Below are 16,036 nucleotides of genomic sequence, written 5' to 3' on the forward strand. Positions count from 1 at the left end.
GTGCTCTTCCTGGCCTTCGACACCGCCACCCCGGCGGTCACCGCCGCCGTCGGCGAGCGCTCCGACGACGGCACCTACACCTCGCGTGCGAGCGCCTCGTCCGTGGACGCCCGGCGCCACGGCGAACTCCTCAGCCCCACCGTCGCCCGCCTGATGAAGGAGGCGGGGGCGGACTTCGGCGACCTCGACGGGATCGCCGTGGGCATCGGCCCCGGCCCCTACACGGGCCTGCGGGTGGGGCTGGCCACGGCCCACGCCCTCGCCGACGCCCTGGGCATCCCCTGCCACGGGGTCACCACCCTGGACGCGCTCGCCTTCGCCACCGGCCGCGGGGAGCCCTTCGCCGCCCTGACCGACGCCCGCCGCAAGGAGGTGTTCTGGGCCCGCTACGACGACCGCCTCACCCGGGTCGGCGAGGTGCGCGTCGACCGGCCCGCCGACATCGACACCGGCGGCCTGCCGCTGGTCGGCCACGGCGCCGAGATGTACGCCGGGGTGCTCGGCTCCGGCGCCGCCCCGCAGCCGCTCTACCCGGACGCCTCCGCCATGGCCGAACTGGCGATGCTGCGCCTGGACCGCGGCCTGGCGCTGCCCGAGCCCCTGCCGCTCTACCTGCGCCGGCCCGACGCCGTGGCGCCCGGGGCCCCGAAGAAGGTGCGCCAGTGGGTGAAGTGACCGACGTGCGCCTGCGCGCCATGGCCACCGCCGACGTGCCCGCCGTCATGGACCTGGAGCGCGCGCTGTTCCCCGACGACGCCTGGAGCGAGGCCATGCTCCGCGACGAACTCGCCCAGCCCACCCGCTCCTACGTGGTCGCTGAGTCCGGCGGGGCGGTCGTCGGCTACGCGGGGCTGCGCTCGGTCCCGCCGGAGGGCGACGTGCAGACCATGGCCGTGGCCGAGCCGGTGTGGGGGCGCGGCATCGGCCGCACCCTGCTCACCGAACTCCTGGAGCGGGCCGCCGCGGGAGGCGTCACCGACGTCTTCCTGGAGGTGCGCGACGACAACCCGCGCGCCCGCAAGCTCTACGAGGCGTTCGGCTTCGAGGCGATCGGGGTGCGGCGCGGATACTACAAGGGGGTTGACGCCGTGGTCATGCGGCGCACGGCCCGGCCCGGAACGGGCGGGGAGGGGGACCGATGAGTGGGCAGCCGTTGATCCTGGGGATCGAGACGTCGTGCGACGAGACCGGTGTGGGCCTGGTACGCGGCTGTGAACTGCTCGGCGACGAGGTGGCCTCCAGCGTCGACCAGCACGCGCGCTTCGGCGGCGTGGTCCCGGAGGTGGCCAGCCGGGCGCACTTGGAGGCGATGGTCCCGACCGTGCGGCGCGCCCTGGACGGCGCGGGTGTGACGATGGACGACGTGGACGCGATCGCGGTCACCGCCGGTCCCGGCCTGGCGGGGGCGCTGCTGGTGGGCGTGTCCGCGGCCAAGGCCTACGCGATGGCGCTGGGCAAGCCGCTGTACGGGGTCAACCACCTGGTGGGGCACGTGGCGGTGGACCAACTGGAGCACGGGCCGCTGCCCAAGCCCGCCATCGCATTGCTGGTCTCGGGCGGGCACACCTCACTCCTGCTCGTCAACGACCTGGCCACCGACGTGGTCTCGCTCGGCGACACCGTCGACGACGCGGCGGGAGAGGCCTACGACAAGGTGGCGCGGCTGCTGGAGCTGCCCTACCCGGGAGGGCCGCCGATCGATAAGGCCGCGCGCGAGGGCGACCCGGGCGGTCTGCGCTTCCCGCGCGGCAAGTGGGGCGATGGCACCTACGACTTCTCCTTCTCCGGCCTGAAGACGGCCGTGGCCCGTCACGTGGAGGACACCGACCGGGCCGGGGGGAAGCTGGTGGTCGCCGACATCGCCGCCGCCTTCCAGGAGTCGGTGGTGGACGTGCTCACCCGCAAGGCCGTGGACGCCTGTGTGGACCACGGTGTGGGCACGCTCGTGATCAGCGGCGGCGTGGCGGCCAACTCGGCGCTGCGCGCCCTGGCCCAGGAGCGCTGCGAGAAGGCGGGGGTCGAGCTGCGCGTGCCGCGACCGCGACTGTGTACCGACAACGGTGCGATGATCGCCGCGCTGGGTGCGGAGGTCGTGGCGGCCGGGCTGCCGCCGTCGTCCCTGGACCTGGCCACGGACACCTCCCTGCCGGTGGGCTCGCCCTTGGCCGGCTGAGGGGCTGGTGGGCGCCGCTGGTGTGGTCGAGGTTCTCCCCGAGGCGAGATTCGATGCCGACCTTCGCCGTGGGACGAACCTCGATCACACGCCCGACCGATAGGGCTCCGCGCCGGATGAGGTACCCGAAAAGGGGTCCCGGTGTGACACCGGGCCCCCTTTCCTCGTGCGCATCAGGCGCCCCTGCCACCCCATAGGGGTGTCTGGACGGAGGAGCCTACCCAGCAGCCGGTTGGGCGCTACCTCCAAGCCCGGTCCTTTAGGGCCGGGTCAAGTTGACTGAGTCGGGTCAAGTGCTGCACGGACTCTGCCGGGGACGGGGCCGTGCCCTGGAGGTGGTCCAGGACATCGCGGTAGTCCGCGATCTGTTCCGGGTCCTCCAGATACAGCTCATCGTGTCGTGTCTCCAGGTACACGAGGGGCCGGTCCACAGGGTTGGGAAAGTCCGGCAGAACGAACGGACCACCGGTCCCAGCATGCAGACCGGTTGTGAACGGGAGCACCTGCATGGTGATGTTCGGGCGTTTGGTCATGGCCACCAGGTGGCGTATCTGGCCACGCATCACGTCGGGATCGGCGGCGTTCGCCGGACGGGCGAGAGCGGCTTCGTCGATGATCGTCCACAACCGAGGCGGGTCTTCGAGTTCAAGGATGCGCTGTCGGCGCTGTCGCGCATCCACGACCCGCTCGATGCCATCGGGTGGCGTCAGACGGCCCGTGCTGACACGGCCGCGTAGTCCGGGGCCTGGAGCAGTCCGGGAATGGCACCGACCTGGTATGTCGCGATGGACGACGCTTCTGCCTCGAACCCGATGTACGCCCCCGCGAAGTCGCTGTATCGGGTCCACCAACCCTTGATACGGGACTGGCGGGTCAACTCGAACAGGGCTTCTCGACGCCTTTGGTCGGTGACGCCGTAGACGTCCAGCAGGAGGCCGATGTGCGCGGGTCCCCCACCCCTTCGAGAACACCGCATGGCGCGACTGCACCCCCGGTCCTGACCCTCCAGGACTCGCCACCGTCCGGTCTACTCCGCCGGTTCGGCGTCGTAGCTCGCGCGGTGGGCGATCACGTCGTCCATGTGGGTCTCGGCCCAGGCCTTCAGGCCACGCACCATGTGGTGCAACGAGACACCGAGGCCGGTCAGCTCGTAGGTGACCGTGACGGGCACGGTGGCCACCACCGTGCGGCTGACGAGCCCGTCGCGTTCGAGTGAGCGCAGCGTCTGGGTGAGCATCTTCTGGCTGACACCCGCCAGCGCACGCGACAGCTCCGAATAGCGCATCGGCCGGGGCTCCCCGGTGCAGACGCCGCCGGGCTGCTGCGGGCCGTCGCCGCCGAGGGCGGCCAGGACCAGCGCGACCCACTTGCCGGAGATCCGGTCGAGCAGTTCGCGGCTCGGACACGCCGCGAAGAAGGCGTCGTACTCCGTCTTGTCCTGTGCCCGCCGCTGGGCCGCCGTCGTCGCCATCGCTCGCTCCTCCACCGACCCCAAGGTGCCCTACGCACTTTCAGGTGCCTACTTCCTTTTGGAGAGTCATTACACCAGGCTGGTTCGCGAAGCCGCAAGGCCTCCGAACAGCACACCATCGAAGACAGAGGTACGAGCATGTCCTCCTCCCTGCCCGGCGGTACCTGGACCCTGGGCGACCTGTCCGTCTCCCGGTTCGGCTACGGCGCCATGCAGCTCGCCGGACCCGGGGTCATGGGTCCGCCGGCCGACCGCGACGCCGCGCTCGCCGTCCTCCGCGAGGTCTGGGACCTCGGGATCACCCACATCGACACCGCCGGCGTCTACGGTCCGCGCGTGACCAACCGGCTCATCCGTGAGGCGCTGCACCCCTACCCCGAGGCGCTGCACGTGGCGACCAAGGTCGGGGCCGAACGCGACGAGCAGGGCGGCTGGCCCCCGGCCCGTGACCCCGAGGACCTGCGCCGCGCCGTCCACGAGAACCTCGAAGACCTGGGTCTGGAAGCGCTCGATCTCGTCAACCTCCGGCTGGGTGACGCCCAGGGGCCGCAGCCCGGCTCGCTCGCCAAGCCCCTCGAAGTACTCGTCGGCCTCCGGGAGGAGGGGCTGATCCGGCACCTCGGGGTGAGCAACGCGACGGCGGAGCAGGTGGCCCAGGCGCGCTCGATCGCGCCGATCGTGTGCGTGCAGAACATGTACAACCTCGCCCAACGCCAGGACGACGGGCTGATCGACGAACTGGCTGAACAGGGCATCGCCTACGTGCCCTTCTTCCCGCTCGGCGGGTTCACCCCCTTGCAGTCCGAGGCGCTCTCCGACGTGGCCGCCCGGCTGGAGGCGACACCGATGTCGGTCGCCCTGGCCTGGTTGCTCCAGCGGTCGCCGAACATCCTGCTCATCGCCGGAACCTCGTCGGTGGCGCACCTGCGTGAGAACGCCGCCGGCGCGGGGCTCCGGCTCTCCGGCGAGGACCTGGCCGAACTCGACGCGATCGGCCGGGGGTGAGGTAGCCGCACGGGGGCGCGGCGGTGCTCAGGACGGCCGGGTCGTGGACCCGATGAGCGTTCGGGCCGCCGCGTCCACCCGCTTGTGCTCGCCCGTCACGAAGTGGTCGAGGGCCAGTCCCTTCAGCCCGGAGACGAGCACGGTGGCGCGCGCGGCGGCCTCGTCCTCGGGCAGGGCCAGCTCCCGGGCGAGCGCGGCGGCGACCGGGCCGATCCACTCGCGGTGGGCTTCGGCGGCGATCGGACCGTAGGTCTGCGGCTGGTGTACGGCCAGTGCCATGACCTCCAGCATCAGGCGGACCCGCGGGGCCTGGGCGCCGTCGTCGACCATCTGCTCCCACAGGCCGCACGCGAGGTCGTAGGGGGAGCCGTCCCGGGCCGCGGTGAACAGCGCGTCCAGGTCGGGCCGGCTCACGCGGAGCATGCGTGAGACCAGCGCGCCCTTGGTGCCGAAGTAGTGCACCAGCATGCGGTCGCTCGTGCCGAGCGCGCGGGCGAGCGGGCGCAGCGACAGGTTGGCGACGCCGTGCTCGGCGGCGTAGTCGAAAGCCCCCGCGAGGAGGGCTTCACGGCGCTGTTCATCGCGTGGTCGGGACACGGACCCATTGTAGCGACCGCAACATTTATGGCATGGTGGAGCCATGAGTGAAGCGAATGCTACAGAAACTCGTGGCGGCGGAACCGGGACGCGAGGCGCCCGCGTCCTCGTGACGGGCGGGACGAGCGGATACGGCCGAGCGCTCGCCGGTGAGTTCGCCGCACGCGGCGCCCGGGTCATCGTGGTCGGCCGCGACGGGCGGCGCCTGGCACAGGCCGAGCGGGACGGACTCCACGCCGTGCGGGCCGACCTGACGGTGCCCGGGGACCGTCAGGCCGTGCTCGCCGCCGTCCGCGACCGGTTCGGTGGACTGGACACCGTGGTGCAGAACGCGGCGGTCCAGACCCCCGTCCCTCTGCTGGGGGGTGATCTGGAGCGGACCCGGGGGCTCGTGGAGCGCGAACTCGACGCGGACCTGGCCGCGCCCCTCGCGTTCACGGTCGAGGTGCTGCCCCTGCTGGAGCGGCGGGGTGGGACCGTCGCGTTCGTCACGAGCACCCTCGGGTTCGCCCCCAAGCAGAGCGCCCCCGCCTACTGCGCGGCCAAGGCCGGGCTGACCGCGTTCGCGCTCTCCCTGCGGTACCAGTTGCGGCGCGAAGCGCCGGGGATGCGCTCGGCCGTGGTGACGCTCCCGCTCGTGGCCACCCCGATGACGGAGGGGCGGGCCCAGGGCACCATGCCCGTCGGCGAGGCCGCCCGGCGCACCGTGCGCGCGCTCGAACGCGGCGCGCAGGACATCGATATCGGGAAGGCCCGCGTCTTCCGCCTGCTGCACCGTCTCGCCCCCCGTAGGGCCGCCCGGATCACGCGGGACTCCTGAACGGGCGCGGGCCGCCGAACCGGACCGGTGCCGGTGGAGCGGCATTTCCCCTGATTCGGAATTTGATCTCTGCTATCCATCGTAAAGCTGTCGATACCGTGAAATCGGATGTGTCGACTTCGGGGTGAAAGCGAGTGTTCACCGAGAACTCCGCCGCTGTTCCGGTGGGCGCGTCGCGGACGTTTCCCCCGGTCCGGCGGTTAATCTACCGTTGTCGCCTCCGGCGGTTCCGGTATTTTCACTTTGTGTTCGCTTTTTCGCTCATCGATTCCCTTATCGAGTCGGGCGTCCGGGGTCGGGGCGCGATCTGGTCGATAACGCGGAGGAGTCGGATGAGACGGCAACAGCGCAATCGGGGAGCGTTCCTCACCAGAGCGGCGGCGGTCGCCGTGTCCGCGGCCCTCATGTGGAGCGGACAGGCGGCCCTGGCCCCGGTGGCGTCCGCCGACGCCAGGCCCCCGGCCCCGGAGCGCCCGGGGATGCCGTCCCGCCCTGGGATGCCCGAGGGCGCGCAGATGCCGGGGCTCGCGGGCTTCCCCGACCACCCCGTCTCGGTGGACGTCGGCGACGCCCCTCCGGGAACGGAGGGGGCGCCGCTGCCCGGAGCGGTCAACCTGGAGGACCACGAGGGCTTCGACACCGGCGGCCTCATGGGCGGGCTCTGCGCCAAGGGCCCGAACAAGCGGGTCGAGGGCGCGTTCAACAACGAGACCGGGGAGTTCCTGCCCAAGGGGGCCTACGTCGACCGCAAGGGTCACTTCCGGCCGGACGGCCCCTGGGAGACCGTCCGGGGCCGGTGCCACTTCCCAGTGCTGGGGGCCTGGGACCACCCCGGGACCCAGCGGCGGATCACCGCCAAACACCGCAACCTGGGCACGGGCGACGACTACTACGAGTTCACCATCGCCTACGGCACGGCCTTCGACGCGACCACCAGCACGGGCCGCAGCGTCTCCAAGACCGTGGCCGACGACATCTTCAGCACCACCAAGACCACCAGCCACGACCACTCCTGGTCCTGGGGGTTCGCCCAGGACGTCAGCCGCCTTCGGGCCATGATCATCTCGCCGTGCACCGAGGTGTGGCTCTCGGCCACGCCCATCCGGCGGACCGTGCGCGTCCACCCGGTGTTCGAGGTCTTCGACCACGGGTTCCACCGCACCGCCGAGCGCACGGCCGGGGACGATTGGCGCGTCGCCGACGACGGTTCCCGCCTGCTCTTCGCACCCGGGTTCCACATCGACGGGACCGCCGACCGCCTCCTGCTCGACGGGACGCCGGACCTGCTGATTCAGAAGCACCAGATCAACCTCGACGACGACCTGTGCGCCTGATCGGGTGACCCGCTTCCGGACCGGCGCGAAACCGGGACCCGGGACTGGAACGAGGTTCGGTCCCGTGGTTGGGTGCGGTGTATGTTCGCTATCACCGCAGCACGCATCGCACCCGACGACCCCGTCTCCGGTCTGGAAGCGGGCGAACGCCCCGCCCCCGAGCCACGCGAGGGCTGGGCGGTCGTCGACGTCAGGGCGGCCTCGCTCAACCACCACGACCTGTGGAGCCTGCGCGGCGCCGGCCTGCCCGAGGAGCGCCTGCCGATGATCCTCGGCTGCGACGCCGCCGGGGTGGACGACCAGGGCCGCGAGGTCATCGTGCACGGCGTCGTCGGGGACCCCTCCTTCGGGGACGAGACCCTGGACCCGCGCCGGTCGCTGCTCTCGGAGGTGCACCAGGGGACGTTCGCCGAACAGGTCCTGGTACCGCGGCGCAACCTGGTGCCCAAGCCGGCGGAGCTGTCGTTCGAGGAGGCCGCCTGCCTGCCCACCGCCTGGCTGACCGCCTACAGCATGCTCTTCGGCAAGGCCGACCTGCGCCCCGGGTCGACGGTACTGGTCCAGGGGGCGGGCGGTGGTGTCTCCGTGGCCCTCATCCGCCTGGCGGTGCACGCCGGGCACCGCGTCTACGTGACCAGCCGCAGCGCGGCCAAGCGGGAGCGCGCCCTGAAACTGGGCGCCTACGCGGCCCTTCCCTCCAATGAGCGCCTCCCCGAGCGGGTGGACGCGGTGTTCGACTCGGTCGGCCAGGCCACCTGGAAGCACTCGGTCCGCTCCCTGCGGCCGGGCGGGGCGATCATCACCTGTGGCGCCACCAGCGGGGACGCGCCCCCGGCCGAGCTGACCCGGGTGTTCTTCCTCCAGTTGCGGGTGATCGGCTCCACCATGGGCAGCCTGCCGGAACTGGCCGCCCTCACCGAGATGTGCGTGCGCACCGGCATCCGTCCCGACATCGACCGGGCGCTGCCGCTGGACCGGGCCGAGGAGGGCTTCCGGGCCATGGCGGAGGGCGAGCAGTTCGGCAAGATCGTCTTCACGGTGTGAGGGGCCCGTGCCCGGTCCGACCGGACCGGGCACGGGGTTCAGGCGACCGTCGCCCTTCGGCGCTGGCGCTGCCAGACGCGGATGAGGGCGGCGAGTTCGTCGAACTCGCCGGGTGCGGGGACGAGCGGTCGGTCCAGGAGGTCGCCGTGGGGGCGGCACGGGCGGGACAGCGGCGGCCGGGTGGCGGCTTCGGCACGGGCGCGTTCGGCCTCGTGCCGCTGTTCGTCTTCGTGCAGGAGGTAGTAGGGGCGCACGAGCGCGGCCTCCTCTGCGGGAATGCACTCCGAGGGGCGTGCGAGCTGGGCGGAGGGCTGTGGGTTCACGGAAGGTATGCGCCTGTCCGGACGTAGGTACGGGGGCGGGCGCCGGGGCGGCGCGTGGCGGCGGACACGAGCGGAGCGGCGGCACGCGGGGGAGAGGTCACCGCACCGGTACGCGGAGTCACCGGCGTCGGGCGGGGGGAGCCCTGGCCGGTGTTCCGGGGAAGACTTTAGGGGATCTTCGGCGCGGATGGCGCGGTTACGGCTCAGTAATTTCGGGAGAATTCGAGAACTCTGTGTTTTAGCTGATCAGCAGCGGTATGAAGGGTGATTGCGTAAAAAGGGAATTGTTGGATCAATCGGTCATAGGGTTCATTTTGTTTTCCGGTTCGTGGCGAACGTGTTTTCGTGCCCGATGGCGGTTCATCGCATTCCCGCGGCGGGGTCGCCAGGTATTCGAGGGGAATTCACACGGTGTTCGGGGGTGGCCCGCCCTCCCCTCCGCGGAGCCCGCGCGTCCGTCCCGGGGCCGAGCGGTGCCCCGAGTGGAACGGTGCGAGTGAGAGCGGCGCGACGTGGGAAGCGAAGAGGTATGAGTACCTCAGGAGGCGACGACACCGCAGGGCCCCTCGCCCCGGCCTCGCTCGCGGCGCTGGCGGTCTTCGCGCTCGCGGTGACCGCGGCGGCGCTGATCGGGGTCCTGGGAGTGGCCGACACCGCCGACCGGTACGCGGAGCTGAACCGGCCGTCCTGGGCACCGCCGTCATGGGTGTTCGGCCCGGTGTGGACGGTGCTCTACGCGCTGATGGCCGTCTCCGGCTGGCTGGTGTGGCTGCGCCGCCGAACGCCGGGCGCCCTCGTGGCCTTGGCCCTGTTCGCCGTCCAGCTCCTGCTCAACGCGGTATGGACGCCCCTGTTCTTCGCCGCCGAGCAGCGCGGCCTGGCCCTCGTGGACATCGTCGCGCTGCTGACGGTGCTCACGGCGACCATCGTGCTGTTCTTCCGGGTCTCCCGGCTCGCGGGCGCGCTGCTGCTGCCCTACTGGGCGTGGACCGCGTTCGCCCTCGTGCTCAACCTCGCCGTGTGGTCGCTCAACACGGCCGGGTGAACGCCGGGGGCGCCGAGCCGCCTCCGGGCCCGGCGCCCCCGCGCCGCACGGGGGTCCGATGCCCCCGCGGGTCCTACTCGTCGTCCTCGTCGTCGTCGCGGCGCCGCTTCTTCTTGCCGTCGCGGCCCGGCCGCAGCAGGGCCTCGGCCAGGGCCAGCATGGTCTCCTCCAGGGAGGCCAGGCGCTTGCTCATGTCGTCGTGGGAGTTCTCCACCGCCTCGGTGACGGTCTCCTCGAACTCGTGGCGGTCCGGGCGCTGCTGGAGTTCGCGCATTACCGGCTCCACGGCGGAGACGACGTGCGCGTCGATCTCGTCCAGCCTGCCGCTGTGGTCCACCTGGGGCCGCTCCACCAGTTCGGTGAGGCGCCGGTGCAGCTCCTTGACCTCCATGGTCTGCGGAAGCTGGGTGAGCCGCTGGTTGAGCGCCTCCAAGCGGTCGTCGATGGCCTCCATCCGGCCGTCGACCCCCTCGAAGTGCCCGCTCACGCCCTCGAACTGGCCCTCGACCCCGTTGACGCGGCCGTTGAGGCCGTCGATCCGGCCGTCGACCCGGTCCAGCTTGCCCTCGACCGACTCGAAACTCCCCTCGAAGTGGCCCTCGAAGGTGTCGAAGCGGTCGGTCAGCCGGCCCAGCTCGTGGTCGACCTTGCCGGTGATCTGCGACAGGTGGTTGTCCACCTTGCCCGTCAGGGCCTCGCGGTGGCGCTCCAGCCGCTCGTCGAGGGCGGTGCGGTGCTCCGTGCTCCGCTCACCCAGCTCCTCGGCCAGGCCCTGGTGCCGCTCGGCCGCCTCGGCGGCGGCCCTGGCCGCGGACTCCTCCACGAACGCCCGCAGCCCGGACAGGTCGGCGGTGACCCGCTCGGCGTCCTGCTCGACCCGGGCGCTCAGCGCGTCCGCACGCTCGGCGAACGACTCGCGCAGCCGCTCGACGGCCGCCTCGCTCTGCTCGCGGCTCTCGCTGCGGCCCAGTTCGATCTGTTCGTCCAGCTCCGCCAGGCGCTGGCGCAGGTGTGCGCGCAGCTCGGTGAGGGTGGACTCCTGGTACTCGCGCAGCTTGGCGACGGCACCGGTCACGTCCGCGACGGCGGCCGTGGCCTCCGCGTGGTTCTCGTCGGACTGCGTGCTCAGGTAGGCGGTGCTCTCGGTGACCTTGGCGGCCAGGGCCTCGTGCCGCTCCCCGGCGGACTCCGACAGCGCCTCCAGGTCCCGCGCCAGGTCCGAGGTGCGCTCGTCGAGCCGCCCGGTGTTCTCCTGGAGCCGGGACAGCACGGCCTCGCCCTGCTCCTGGACGAGGGTGTGCAGTTCCGCGGCGGACTCCGACACCGTGGTGGTGATCCGCTCGCGCAGTTCGGTGTCGGCGGCGGCCAGGGTCTCCCGGGCCTCCTCGACGGCGGCGGTGACCGCCTCGCGGCCGGCGGCGACCGCCTCGGACAGTTCGGTCCGGCCCGACTCCAGGGCCGCGGCGATCTCCGTGCGGCCCTCGGCCAGGTCCGCGGTCAGTGCCTCGTGGCGCTCGCCCAGCGCGGTGTCGAGCGCGGCCAGGGAGGTCTCCAGCTTCTCCGTCCTGGCGTCGATCGAGGCCACGGCGGCGTCGATCGCGTCCAGGCGCTCCTGGACGTTCTCGCTCAGGGCGGTGAGCCGCTCGCCGAGCCCGTCCACCCGCTCCGCGGTGCGGTCGCCGGTCTCGGCCATGTGCTGGAGGCGGGTGAGGGCGGTGTCCAGGTGCCCGGCCACGCGCTGGGTGTCCGAACGCAGGGCGGGCATGTCCGCCAGGGGCTTGACCTGGCGGCCGAGCACCTCTATGTGCTCGGCGAGGGCCTCGGCCCACTCCGGCGGCCGGGCCAGGAAGTCGTCGATCCGACCGTTGACCGCGCCGACCGCCTCGCCCAGGGCGGTGAGTTCGCGTTCGCGCAGCTCCCGGAGCAGCCACTCCATGCCTTCGAGGCGCTGGCGCATCTCCTCGCTCACCGCGCCCTGGCTCTTCTGCTCGGAGACGTGCTCCTGGGCGGCCTGGGAGAGCAGGTCACGCATGCGGTCGGAGATTCCGCTCTGGCCTCCCCCGTTGAGGAAGTTGTGGTTGGTCTGTTCCACCGAGGCTGCTCCTTATTGGTTCCGGTGCTCCCGTCCCGGCCCGGGAGGGACGTTCAGGGGCCGGGCGGTCGGGTTCTCGATGGTCCCCGGGGGCGGGTGCTCCGCAATCGAAAACTCCCGTGTGTGACGAAAGCGTGGCTCAGTGTATACGAGTGGAGCGTGGTGCCCTGAAGCGTCGAACCACGTGCTGGTCGGGCGATCGGGTGCCTTCCGGGTGGATCCATGAGACGGAAGCGTTCAGCGGGGGCCAGTTTAACGACACGCACACCCATGTCCCCAGAGGAAAGCAGAAGATGCCGGCCGCGGAGGTAACGATCTGGTCTGGGGGATGTGAACGTTGTGTGGAGGCGGCCCCGTTCACGCCTCCTCGCCGCCGCCGACCTCCCGGCAGAGCAGGCAGAACGGCCGCTGCCCGATCCGGGTGAGCACGACCGTCACCGGTTCGGAGCCGGATGGCTTCAGGCTCCGGCGCAGCCGCTCGGTGTCCACGGCCGACCCGCGCTTCTTGATCGTCACGCTGCCCGCGCCGTGCACCCGGAGCGCGGACCTCAGCCGTTTCAGCGAGAACGGCAGGGTGTCGGTGACCTCCAGGACCCGCCACAGCGGCGAGGCCACCGCCCGGTCGGAGGTGAAGTAGGCGATCCGCTCGTCCAGCAGGGTGCCCTCCACCCGGGCCGCGGCCTCGGCCACCAGGTGTGAGCGCACCACCGCGGGGTCGGGGTCGTACAGGTACCGCAGCGGCGGCGCCACGGGAGCCGGCCCCAGCCCCGGCTCCTCGTCCAGGTGCACCGCGCCCCGCTCCGACGGGAGCGACGCCTTCGGCTCGCGCAGGACGGTCGCGCGGCGCCGGACCCCTCCGGCGAGCGCACCGAACCACAGCGCCGTCTCCTTCAGCTCCCCGTCCACGGAGACCCACTCGGCGTCGGCGCCGGTGGGGAGCGCCTCGTGCGGGATGCCGGGCGCCGCCTTCAGACAGGCCGCCGTTGAGCCCTCCGCCAGGCGGACGGCCGTGTCCCAGGGCGGGGAGTAGGCGGCCGGGTCGAACACCCGCCCCCGCCCGCCCCTGCGGGCCGGGTCGCAGAACAGCAGGGGGTAGGCGCCGGGGGCGACCGCCTCCGCGTCCCCCTCGCGCACCCGGGCGAGGCCTTCCAGGCCCAGGGCCGCGATGTTGGCGCGGGCCACGGCCACCGTCAGCGTGTCGGCGTCCACGCCCTCGACCGACACCCCGTGTTCGGCCAGGGCCAGCAGGTCCGCGCCGATCCCGCAGCACAGGTCGCCCGCCGAACCCCCGGCCGGGTCCGCGGCGGCGGCGGTCCGCGCCGCCCGGTACTCGGCGACGGTCCGCCGGGTGGACTGCTCCAGGCCGTCGGGGGTGAAGTACATCTCCCGGGCCCGGTCGCCGAACTTGGCGCGGCCGCGTTCGCGCAGATCGACCTGGGTGAGAAGCGCGTTGACCAGATCGGGAACGGGTAGGTGCGGGTCAAGGTCGGCCACCCGGGGGTCCGCGCGCAGCGCCGAGGCGGTCCCCAGCCGGTCGGCCGCGGCCTCCTCAGGGTCCACACGCTCCAACGCCTCCCGGCCCGCGTCGGTGAGCAGCGCGGAGAAGGCGGACGCGCGCATGGGACCTCCGTAAGTTGTTAAGTGGCCCGGGAGGGCCGGGTACGGCTGATGGGGTCTTGCCTTCAGTGGCTTCCTAGGAGTGGCCGCCCGTCCCTCCGGGGGCGTTCGGGCGGCGGGCACGGCACGGCTTTCGGCCCCAGCTTCCCGCCACATTTCCATTCTGGCACTCTCGGGGGTAGAGTGCTAACCGCGACGAGGCCGGTCTGGCACCCGCGACGACAGGCCGCCGCGGTCGCCCCTTTTACACAGTTGGCCCGTACCGCCGTGCGGGCCGCAGTACAGGACACCGAGAACCTTGAAGGGGGAGGTCACTACAGTGTCGACCGCCACCAAGACCGTGCTGAAGCCGCTTGAGGACCGCGTCGTGGTCAAGACCCTGGAGGCCGAGCAGACCACCGCCTCCGGTCTGGTCATCCCGGACACCGCCAAGGAGAAGCCCCAGGAGGGCGAGATCCTGGCCGTGGGCCCCGGCCGCCTCGACGACAACGGCAAGCGTGTCGCCCTCGACGTGAACGTCGGCGACGTCGTGCTCTACAGCAAGTACGGGGGCACCGAGGTCAAGTACGACGGTGAGGAGTACCTGGTCCTCTCCGCCCGCGACATCCTGGCGGTCGTCGAGAAGTAGGTCTCGACGAGGCCCTCTCAGCAGGGCCAGGAGCCATTCGCATCCCGCACCGGTCGGCGCCACGCCGGGCGGGGCGGGATGCCCTTGTGTGTGACCACCGTCAGGAGGAAGAACCCAAGCCATGCCGAAGATCCTGGAGTTCGAGGATGAGGCCCGCCGCGCCCTTGAGCGGGGTGTGGACCGCCTCGCCGACGCCGTCAAGGTGACGCTCGGCCCGCGCGGCCGCAACGTCGTCATCGACAAGAAGTTCGGCGCCCCCACCATCACGAACGACGGTGTGACCGTCGCCCGTGAGATCGAGCTGTCCGAGCCCTACGAGAACCTGGGCGCGCAGCTCGTCAAGGAGGTCGCCACCAAGACCAACGACGCCGCCGGCGACGGCACCACCACCGCGACCGTCCTCGCGCAGGCGCTGGTCCGCGAGGGCCTGCGCAGCGTGGCGGCGGGCGCGTCCCCGATGTCGCTGAAGAAGGGCATCGACGCCGCCGCCCAGGAGGTGTCCAAGACTCTGGTCGAGCGGGCCCGCCCCGTCGAGGAGCGCGCGGACATCGCCTACGTCGCCACCAACTCCGCCCAGGACGCCGCGATCGGCGACCTCATCGCCGAGGCGTTCGACAAGGTGGGCAAGGACGGCGTCATCACCGTGGAGGAGGCCCCGACCTTCGGTCTGGACCTCGACTTCACCGAGGGCCTGCAGTTCGACAAGGGCTACGTCTCGCCCTACTTCGTCACCGACGGCGACCGCCAGGAGGCGGTGCTGGAGGACGCGCACATCCTCATCAACCAGGGCAAGATCAGCAGCCTCAACGAGCTGCTGCCGCTCCTGGAGAAGATCGCGCAGGACAAGAAGCCGCTGCTGATCATCGCCGAGGACATCGAGGGCGACGCCCTGGGCGCCCTGGTGCTGAACAAGATGCGCGGCATGCTCAACGTCGCCGCCGTCAAGGCGCCCGGCTTCGGCGAGCGCCGCAAGGCCATGCTCCAGGACATCGCGGTCCTCACCGGCGGCCAGGTCATCGCCGAGGAGGTCGGCCTGACCCTGGAGAACGCCGACCTCGACGTCCTGGGCAGCGCCCGCCGCATCACCGTCACCAAGGACGACACCACGATCGTCGACGGAGCGGGCGCGCAGGGCGAGGTCGACGACCGCATCGCCCAGATCCGCAAGGAGATCGAGGCCAGCGACTCCGACTGGGACCGCGAGAAGCTCCAGGAGCGCCTGGCCAAGCTCGCGGGTGGGGTCTCGGTCCTGCGCGTGGGTGCGGCCACCGAGGTCGAGCTCAAGGAGAAGAAGCACCGCCTGGAGGACGCCATCTCGGCGACCCGCGCGGCCATCGAGGAGGGCATCGTCGCCGGCGGCGGCGCCTCCCTGGTGCACGCCTCCACGGCCCTGGGCGACCTGGGCCTGAGCGGCGACGAGGCCACCGGTGTGGCGATCGTCCGCCGCGCGCTGGTCGAGCCCGCCCGGTGGATCGCGGAGAACGCGGGCGCCGAGGGCTACGTGGTCACGCACCGCGTCTCGGAGATGGAGGTCGGCCACGGCTACAACGCCGCGACCGACACCTACGGCGACCTGACCGCGCAGGGCATCATCGACCCGGTCAAGGTCACCCGCTCCGCGGTGGAGAACGCCGCGTCCATCGCGGGCATGCTGCTGACCACCGAGGCGCTGGTGGCGGACAAGCCCGAGGAGGACGAGGACGAGGACCACGGGCACGCCCACTAGCGGGGCGTACGGTCTTCGGGGGCGGGGCGCGGTGGCGTCCCGCCCCGCTCGATACCACGGTACTCCCGAAAGCAGTGCAGATTTCTGTGCCGTTTTCGAGCGTTTTTCCTCAAACGTAACCATTCCGTAGTTGTCGATTGGAGTGGTCAGGTCCCCGGATG

17 protein-coding genes are annotated in these 16,036 nt (G+C 71.7%); 10 read left to right on the forward strand and 7 right to left on the reverse strand.

The window, feature by feature from the left end; all coding sequences use genetic code 11:
* The 3 genes from tsaB to tsaD are packed head-to-tail and all read left to right on the forward strand — an operon-like array spanning window position 1 to window position 2,173.
* Entirely contained in the window at window positions 1-675 is a 675-nt protein-coding gene (gene tsaB / locus ACFHWE_RS10165; protein WP_416600529.1) for a tRNA (adenosine(37)-N6)-threonylcarbamoyltransferase complex dimerization subunit type 1 TsaB, read from the forward strand.
* A gap of 20 nt (window positions 676-695) precedes the next feature.
* Window positions 696-1,142 carry a ribosomal protein S18-alanine N-acetyltransferase gene (rimI, locus tag ACFHWE_RS10170; RefSeq protein ID WP_416600627.1) on the forward strand — a complete coding sequence of 149 codons (447 nt, stop codon included), beginning with the start codon at window positions 696-698 and terminating at the stop codon, window positions 1,140-1,142.
* Window positions 1,139-2,173 carry a tRNA (adenosine(37)-N6)-threonylcarbamoyltransferase complex transferase subunit TsaD gene (gene tsaD / locus ACFHWE_RS10175; protein WP_416600531.1) on the forward strand — a complete coding sequence of 345 codons (1,035 nt, stop codon included), beginning with the start codon at window positions 1,139-1,141 and terminating at the stop codon, window positions 2,171-2,173. Before rimI ends, tsaD begins: the two co-directional genes overlap by 4 nt.
* A gap of 239 nt (window positions 2,174-2,412) precedes the next feature.
* Here tsaD and ACFHWE_RS10180 read toward each other — a convergent pair whose 3' ends face one another.
* The 3 genes from ACFHWE_RS10180 to ACFHWE_RS10190 are packed head-to-tail and all read right to left on the reverse strand — an operon-like array spanning window position 2,413 to window position 3,644.
* Window positions 2,413-2,853, reverse strand: a complete 441-nt coding sequence (locus ACFHWE_RS10180) for a DUF5753 domain-containing protein (protein ID WP_416600532.1) — start codon at window positions 2,851-2,853, stop codon at window positions 2,413-2,415.
* Between the two features lie 26 nt (window positions 2,854-2,879).
* Complete coding sequence (locus ACFHWE_RS10185; protein WP_416600534.1) at window positions 2,880-3,149, reverse strand: Scr1 family TA system antitoxin-like transcriptional regulator; 270 nt, start codon at window positions 3,147-3,149, stop codon at window positions 2,880-2,882.
* 51 nt (window positions 3,150-3,200) lie between these two features.
* Complete coding sequence (locus tag ACFHWE_RS10190; RefSeq protein WP_416600535.1) at window positions 3,201-3,644, reverse strand: winged helix-turn-helix transcriptional regulator; 444 nt, start codon at window positions 3,642-3,644, stop codon at window positions 3,201-3,203.
* 138 nt (window positions 3,645-3,782) lie between these two features.
* Between ACFHWE_RS10190 and ACFHWE_RS10195 the strand changes: the two genes are divergently transcribed.
* Window positions 3,783-4,649, forward strand: a complete 867-nt coding sequence (locus tag ACFHWE_RS10195) for an aldo/keto reductase family oxidoreductase (RefSeq protein ID WP_416600536.1) — start codon at window positions 3,783-3,785, stop codon at window positions 4,647-4,649.
* A 27-nt stretch (window positions 4,650-4,676) separates the two neighbouring features.
* On the opposite strand, the gene ACFHWE_RS10200 is transcribed toward ACFHWE_RS10195, so the two are convergent.
* Complete coding sequence (locus ACFHWE_RS10200) at window positions 4,677-5,246, reverse strand: TetR/AcrR family transcriptional regulator (protein WP_416600537.1); 570 nt, start codon at window positions 5,244-5,246, stop codon at window positions 4,677-4,679.
* Between the two features lie 43 nt (window positions 5,247-5,289).
* Between ACFHWE_RS10200 and ACFHWE_RS10205 the strand changes: the two genes are divergently transcribed.
* The 3 genes from ACFHWE_RS10205 (at window position 5,290) to ACFHWE_RS10215 (ending at window position 8,444) form a co-directional block, all read left to right on the forward strand.
* The gene (locus ACFHWE_RS10205) at window positions 5,290-6,066 is read left to right on the forward strand and encodes an SDR family NAD(P)-dependent oxidoreductase (protein WP_416600538.1); all 777 of its coding nucleotides are present in this window, start codon (window positions 5,290-5,292) and stop codon (window positions 6,064-6,066) included.
* A gap of 332 nt (window positions 6,067-6,398) precedes the next feature.
* Window positions 6,399-7,400: a hypothetical protein gene (locus tag ACFHWE_RS10210; RefSeq protein WP_416600540.1), complete on the forward strand. Its 1,002-nt coding sequence runs from the start codon at window positions 6,399-6,401 to the stop codon at window positions 7,398-7,400.
* A gap of 81 nt (window positions 7,401-7,481) precedes the next feature.
* The gene (locus tag ACFHWE_RS10215) at window positions 7,482-8,444 is read left to right on the forward strand and encodes a zinc-binding dehydrogenase (protein ID WP_416600541.1); all 963 of its coding nucleotides are present in this window, start codon (window positions 7,482-7,484) and stop codon (window positions 8,442-8,444) included.
* A gap of 38 nt (window positions 8,445-8,482) precedes the next feature.
* On the opposite strand, the gene ACFHWE_RS10220 is transcribed toward ACFHWE_RS10215, so the two are convergent.
* Window positions 8,483-8,767, reverse strand: coding sequence for a hypothetical protein (locus tag ACFHWE_RS10220; protein ID WP_416600542.1), 285 nt, complete (start codon window positions 8,765-8,767; stop codon window positions 8,483-8,485).
* 529 nt (window positions 8,768-9,296) lie between these two features.
* Between ACFHWE_RS10220 and ACFHWE_RS10225 the strand changes: the two genes are divergently transcribed.
* Entirely contained in the window at window positions 9,297-9,812 is a 516-nt protein-coding gene (locus ACFHWE_RS10225; protein WP_416600543.1) for a TspO/MBR family protein, read from the forward strand.
* A gap of 73 nt (window positions 9,813-9,885) precedes the next feature.
* Here the strand turns inward: ACFHWE_RS10225 and ACFHWE_RS10230 are convergent, their stop codons facing one another.
* Both ACFHWE_RS10230 and ACFHWE_RS10235 read right to left on the reverse strand, forming a co-directional pair.
* On the reverse strand, window positions 9,886-11,904 hold the full coding sequence (locus ACFHWE_RS10230) for a hypothetical protein (RefSeq protein WP_416600544.1): 2,019 nt from the start codon (window positions 11,902-11,904) through the stop codon (window positions 9,886-9,888).
* Window positions 11,905-12,261: 357 nt separating this feature from the next.
* Complete coding sequence (locus tag ACFHWE_RS10235; protein ID WP_416600545.1) at window positions 12,262-13,524, reverse strand: THUMP-like domain-containing protein; 1,263 nt, start codon at window positions 13,522-13,524, stop codon at window positions 12,262-12,264.
* Between the two features lie 316 nt (window positions 13,525-13,840).
* On the opposite strand from ACFHWE_RS10235, the gene groES reads away from it, so the two are divergent.
* Window positions 13,841-14,149 (forward strand): co-chaperone GroES, encoded by a 309-nt coding sequence (groES, locus tag ACFHWE_RS10240; RefSeq protein ID WP_028647326.1) that lies wholly within the window; start codon window positions 13,841-13,843, stop codon window positions 14,147-14,149.
* 121 nt (window positions 14,150-14,270) lie between these two features.
* On the forward strand, window positions 14,271-15,875 hold the full coding sequence (groL, locus tag ACFHWE_RS10245) for a chaperonin GroEL (protein WP_416600546.1): 1,605 nt from the start codon (window positions 14,271-14,273) through the stop codon (window positions 15,873-15,875).
* Window positions 15,876-16,036: the final 161 nt, after the last annotated feature.

The sequence above is a fragment of the Nocardiopsis sp. LOL_012 genome (assembly GCF_048060475.1).
Classification (GTDB): Bacteria; Actinomycetota; Actinomycetes; order Streptosporangiales; family Streptosporangiaceae; genus Nocardiopsis.

Bases quoted from the DNA above. Each gene is read 5' to 3' on its own strand.
- rimI (WP_416600627.1), top strand. From the start codon at position 696: ATGGCCACCGCCGACGTGCCCGCCGTCATGGACCTGGAGCGCGCGCTG.
- tsaD (WP_416600531.1), top strand. From the start codon at position 1,139: ATGAGTGGGCAGCCGTTGATCCTGGGGATCGAGACGTCGTGCGACGAG.
- ACFHWE_RS10185 (WP_416600534.1), bottom strand. From the start codon at position 3,149: ATGCGGTGTTCTCGAAGGGGTGGGGGACCCGCGCACATCGGCCTCCTG.
- ACFHWE_RS10190 (WP_416600535.1), bottom strand. From the start codon at position 3,644: ATGGCGACGACGGCGGCCCAGCGGCGGGCACAGGACAAGACGGAGTAC.
- ACFHWE_RS10195 (WP_416600536.1), top strand. From the start codon at position 3,783: ATGTCCTCCTCCCTGCCCGGCGGTACCTGGACCCTGGGCGACCTGTCC.
- ACFHWE_RS10205 (WP_416600538.1), top strand. From the start codon at position 5,290: ATGAGTGAAGCGAATGCTACAGAAACTCGTGGCGGCGGAACCGGGACG.
- ACFHWE_RS10210 (WP_416600540.1), top strand. From the start codon at position 6,399: ATGAGACGGCAACAGCGCAATCGGGGAGCGTTCCTCACCAGAGCGGCG.
- ACFHWE_RS10215 (WP_416600541.1), top strand. From the start codon at position 7,482: ATGTTCGCTATCACCGCAGCACGCATCGCACCCGACGACCCCGTCTCC.
- ACFHWE_RS10225 (WP_416600543.1), top strand. From the start codon at position 9,297: ATGAGTACCTCAGGAGGCGACGACACCGCAGGGCCCCTCGCCCCGGCC.
- ACFHWE_RS10235 (WP_416600545.1), bottom strand. From the start codon at position 13,524: ATGCGCGCGTCCGCCTTCTCCGCGCTGCTCACCGACGCGGGCCGGGAG.
- groL (WP_416600546.1), top strand. From the start codon at position 14,271: ATGCCGAAGATCCTGGAGTTCGAGGATGAGGCCCGCCGCGCCCTTGAG.